This window comes from Duganella sp. GW822-FHT06D06 (genome assembly GCF_058799615.1).
The window spans coordinates 1-4976 of sequence record NZ_JBXALQ010000034.1 but is presented as its reverse complement, the minus strand read 5'-3'; the positions used below and the strand labels follow the sequence as shown (position 1 = coordinate 4976).

The 4976-nt window shown below is 65.4% G+C and carries 5 protein-coding genes; 3 read left to right on the top strand and 2 right to left on the bottom strand.

Features of this window, described 5'->3' with window-relative positions:
• Window positions 1-918 (bottom strand): CheR family methyltransferase (locus tag AC1RMD_RS30595; protein ID WP_492932527.1); only part of this gene is annotated, 918 nt, incomplete at its 3' end.
• The gene (locus AC1RMD_RS30590) at window positions 908-1426 is read right to left on the bottom strand and encodes a chemotaxis protein CheW (RefSeq protein WP_492932525.1); all 519 of its coding nucleotides are present in this window, start codon (window positions 1424-1426) and stop codon (window positions 908-910) included. The genes AC1RMD_RS30595 and AC1RMD_RS30590, both read right to left, overlap by 11 nt.
• Before the next feature lie 162 nt (window positions 1427-1588).
• On the opposite strand from AC1RMD_RS30590, the gene gmk reads away from it, so the two are divergent.
• The 3 genes from gmk to AC1RMD_RS30575 all read left to right on the top strand — a co-directional run bounded on the left by gmk (window position 1589) and on the right by AC1RMD_RS30575 (window position 4899).
• Window positions 1589-2227, top strand: coding sequence for a guanylate kinase (gmk, locus tag AC1RMD_RS30585; RefSeq protein ID WP_492932523.1), 639 nt, complete (start codon window positions 1589-1591; stop codon window positions 2225-2227).
• 24 nt (window positions 2228-2251) lie between these two features.
• A complete protein-coding gene (rpoZ, locus tag AC1RMD_RS30580) occupies window positions 2252-2455 on the top strand; it encodes a DNA-directed RNA polymerase subunit omega (RefSeq protein WP_026334175.1) in 204 nt (67 codons plus the stop codon).
• A gap of 113 nt (window positions 2456-2568) precedes the next feature.
• The gene (locus AC1RMD_RS30575) at window positions 2569-4899 is read left to right on the top strand and encodes a RelA/SpoT family protein (protein ID WP_492932521.1); all 2331 of its coding nucleotides are present in this window, start codon (window positions 2569-2571) and stop codon (window positions 4897-4899) included.
• The last annotated feature ends 77 nt before the right edge of the window (window positions 4900-4976 follow it).

The window sequence follows — 4976 nt, the reverse complement described above, 5'->3', positions numbered from 1 at the left end:
GGCCGGCACGGCGCCGGGCCAGCTCGCGACGGCCGGGTTCAGGTCGGGCCGCGGCGCGTCCGGCCGCTGGCGATACAGCGGCGCCGAGGGCAAGCGCACCGGTTCGAGCGGCGCCAGCAGCGCGTGGCCGGCCTCGGCCATGCCGACCGCCAGCCAGCCGTCCGGCGCCAGCGCGCGCCCCAGCCGCTGCAGGGTGCGCGCGCCGCTGGCCGGTTCGAAATACATCAGCACGTTGCGGCACAGGATCAGGTCCAGCGCCGGCGCCCCCACTTCCGGGCCGGGAAACAGGTCGGCCGCCAGGTTCAGGTAGTCGAAGCGCACGCCCCGGCGCAGCGCCGGCGCGATGGCGCGCAAGCCGTCCTGCGGCGGCCCGAAGTGGCGCCACACCAGCCAGGCCGGCACCGCGCGGAACGACCAGTCGCGGTAGCGGCCCTGCTCCGCCCTGCGCAGGAAGCCGGGGTTGACGTCGGTGCCGAGCAGGCTGATGCGCCAGTCGGCCAGGTCGGGAATCAGACGCTGCAGCAGGATCGCCACCGAATACAGTTCCTCGCCGGTGCAGCAGCCGGCGCTCCAGATGCGCAGCGTGCGGCCGGCGGCGCGGCGCGCGGCGATCAGGGCCGGCAGCACCTGGTGTTCGAGCGCGTCGAACACGGCCGGCTCGCGGAAGAAATAGGTTTCGCCGACGGTCAGCTGGTGGGCCAGTTGTTCGACCTGGCCGCGGGTCGGCGGCGCCGCCATCAGGCGCCGCATGCAGGCGCCGGCGCCGGCGCCGTCCAGCGCCTGGGCCGCGCGCACCAGCTCGGGCCATTGTCCGCGCGGGAAATGCAGGCCCAGATGCTGCGTGATATAGCCGCTGAACGCCGTCAGCAAGGCATCGGACGGCGCGGCTGCGGTTTCGGTTTCGCGATCATTCGGCATCGGACAGCGCCTTCTCGAGAGCTAATTCCTCGTCCAGTGACAGGAACCGATCCAGGTCGTGGATCAGGATCATGCCGTCGTCCAGCGTCATGACGCCGCTCATGTACCCGGCGCCGGGAACGATGTGGCCGGCTGCCACCACCGCCTGGTCGGCACACTCGGCGACACCGTTGACGGCATCGGCGATCAAGGCCAGGCGCCTGCGCCCGGTGCTGGCCAACACCATCTGGTCGCTCGGCGCGACGGCGCGCGCCGGCAGTTGCAAGCGGCGCCGCAGGTCGATCACGGCCACCACCTGCCCCTGCACGTTGACGATGCCGCACACCGCGCCGGGCGCCGCCGGAAAGGGCGTGACGGCGACCGCGCGCACCACCCGCTCCACCGCCGCCAGCGGCAAAGCGTAGCGTTGCCCTTCCAGAGTCCAGATCAGCAGCTGTGGCACGATGGCTTGGCCCGTCAGAGAGTTCCGGATTAATTGTGATACAGAAATCAACGGAAATCCATCCAATTGTCACACTATCCTCTTTTTACAACAATGCAACGAAGCGGCGCCGGCCGCCGCCCTGCACCGGCCCACGCTGCTGTAAATTGGCCGCCGGGGCTTGCTCTTGGTAAAATACATCTTTGGGCGACGCCATCGTGCGCCCGTTGACGTTTTCGAAAGAGAGACATGAGCTCAACCAACTCATTCGCCGGCAGTCTGTTCATGGTGGTCGCGCCGTCCGGCGCCGGCAAGTCGACGCTGGTCAACGCCCTGCTGGCGCAGGAGCCGACCATCAAGCTGTCGATTTCCACCACCACCCGCGCGCCGCGTCCGGGCGAGACCCACGGCAAGGAGTACTACTTCACCAGCGCCGAGGATTTCGTCCAGCGCGCCGACGCCGGCGAGTTCCTGGAATGGGCCGAAGTGCACGGCAATTACTACGGCACCTCGCGCATCATGGTCGAACAGCAGATGAAGACCGGCACCGACATCCTGCTGGAAATCGATTGGCAGGGCGCGCGCCAGGTGAAGAAGCAGTTCCCGCAGGCGGCCGGCATCTTCATCCTGCCGCCGTCGATCGACGCGCTGGAGGAACGCCTGAAGAAACGCGCCACCGACGCGCCCCACGTGATCACGCGCCGGCTGCTGGCGGCGGGCGGCGAAATCGCCCACGCTCCCGAGTTCGAGTATGCTATCATCAACGAAGAATTTGCAATCGCCCTATCGGAATTGACGGCGATTGTCAGAGCGGCCCGTTGCCGGTTTGCGCAACAAGCGGCGCGCAACGCCTCGCTATTTGCCCAACTGGGTATCCACGCTGAATAAATACACAAGATTTTAGGAGTTAAGATGGCCCGCATTACTATTGAAGATTGTTTGAAACACATCCCTAACCGTTTCCAGCTGACCCTGGCCGCGACCTATCGCGCCCGCCAGCTGCTGCAAGGCCACACGCCCAAGGTCGAAGCCAAGGACAAGCCTACCGTGGTCGCGCTGCGTGAAATCGCCGCCGGCAAGGTCGGTCTGGAAATGTTGAAAAAGGTCCCGATGTAAGTTGGGCCCGGCGTTCCCGAACAATGTGAATGGTGCGGTTAGTCAGTAAGTATGGGATATTCCGGTATCGAATATCCTGATTTCACATTCTCATCGAGACGGAACGCAAAAGTATGAATCTGATCCCTGCCGATCCGACACTGAGTGGCAAGCCCGCACGGGCCAACCAGCCGGCCCCTGCGCCGGCCGCCGCCACGTCGGGCGCCGACGCAGGGGATAGCACCACCACCCTCGCCTCATCCGCACCAGCTCCCATCCCGCCTGTGATTTCTTCGTCGCCCCTGGCCACGCCCACCCTGACCGCGGGCGTTGCCTCGGTCACCCATCTGACCGAAAAACTGGCCGAGTACATGAACGCCGCCGACCTGAAAAAGGTCAAGGAAGCCTACCGCTTCTCGGACGAAATGCACCTGGGCCAGGTGCGCAAATCGGGCGAGCCGTATATCTCGCATCCGATCGCCGTGGCCGAGATCTGCGCCGACTGGAAGCTCGACGCGCAAGCCATCATGGCGGCGCTGCTGCACGACGTGATGGAAGACCAGGACGTCAAGAAGGAAGAGCTGATCGAACGCTTCGGCGCGCCGGTGGCCAACCTGGTCGACGGCCTGTCCAAGCTGGAAAAGATCGAGTTCCAGAGCCAGATCGAGGCGCAGGCCGAGAACTTCCGCAAGATGCTGCTGGCGATGGCCTCGGACGTGCGGGTGATCCTGATCAAGCTGGCCGACCGCCTGCACAATATGCGCACCATGGAGGTGATGGCGCCGGCCAAGAAGGCGCGCATCTCCAGCGAAACCATGGAAGTGTATGTGCCGATCGCCCACCGCCTCGGCCTCAACAACATCTACCGCGAGCTGCAGGACCTGTCGTTCTCGCACCTGTATCCGCTGCGCTACCGCACCCTGGCCAAGGCCGTGAAGGCGGCGCGCGGCAACCGCCGCGAGGTGGTCAAGAAGATCCTCGAATCGGTCAAGAACACGCTGGCCATGGCCAGCATCGAGGCCGAGGTCTACGGCCGCGAGAAAACGCTGTACGGCATCTATAAAAAAATGCGCAGCAAGCACCTGTCGTTCTCGCAGGTGCTCGACGTGTACGGCTTCCGCGTGGTGGTCGACAGCTTCCCCAACTGCTACGTGGCGCTGGGCACGCTGCACTCGCTGTACAAGCCGATGCCGGGCAAGTTCAAGGACTACATCGCGATCCGCAAGCTCAACGGCTACCAGTCGCTGCACACCACCCTGATCGGCCCGTACGGCACGCCGGTGGAGTTCCAGATCCGCACCCAGGAAATGCACCGCACCGCCGAATCGGGCGTGGCCGCGCACTGGCTGTACAAGAACGGCGACTCCAACCTGTCGGACATGCAGCAGCGCACCCATGCGTGGCTGCAATCGCTGCTCGACATCCAGCAGCAGACCGGCGACTCGGCCGAATTCCTCGAGCACGTCAAGGTCGACCTGTTCCCCGATTCGGTGTACGTGTTCACGCCCAAGTCCAAGATCATCGCGCTGCCGCGCGGCGCCACGCCGATCGACTTCGCGTATTCGATCCACACCGGCATCGGCGACCACACGGTGTCGGTCAACATCAACAACGAGCCGGCCTCGCTGCGCACCGAGTTGCGCAACGGCGACATCGTGGAGATCGTCACCGACGCCAATTCGCGGCCCAGCCCGACGTGGCTGTCGTTCGTCCGCACCGGCAAGGCGCGCTCGGCGATCCGCCACCACCTGCGCACCATCAACCTGCCGGAATCGATCACCTTGGGCGAGCAGCTGCTGGCGCAGGCGCTGACCTCGCTGGGCATCAACCCGCTGCTGGAAGAGCACCTGGCCGAACGGCTGCTGAACGAATCGAGCGCCAAGTCGCTCGACGAGCTGTACGCCGACATCGGCATCGGCAAGCGCATGGCGGCCTTGGTGGCGCGCCACATCTTCGGCCTGCGCGGCGGCGAATCGGCCAGCGCGCCGGTCGACCACAACAGCGCGGCCGAGCTCGATCCGGTGACCATCTGCGGCAGCGAAGGGGTGTCGGTGCAACTGGCGCCATGCTGCCTGCCGATCCCGGGCGACTCCATCATCGGCCAGCTTCGCCGCGACCAGGGCCTGCTGGTGCACACCAGCGACTGCACCTTGGCCAAGCGCCAGAAGGTCAAGGAACCGGACCGCTGGATCGCGGTCAAGTGGGGCACCGAATTGAACCGCCGTTTCGACAGCCGCATCAAGCTGCTGATCAACAACGAAAAGGGCATCCTGGCGCGCGTGGCGGCCGAGATCGGCGAGTCCGACGCCAACATCACCTACGTCGGCATGGACGAAGACAAGGAACACGTGCTGCACCAGCTGCGCTTCACGATCCAGGTGAAGGACCGGGTGCACCTGGCGGGCCTGCTGCGCAACGTGCGCCGCGTGGCCGGCGTCAACCGCATCCTGCGCGAGCGCAGCTAAAAAACAACGGGGGTCAAGTCTGACATTCGGACACGAGCCCTGCCGTAACGGCCGTTACCTGTCTCGTATACACATCT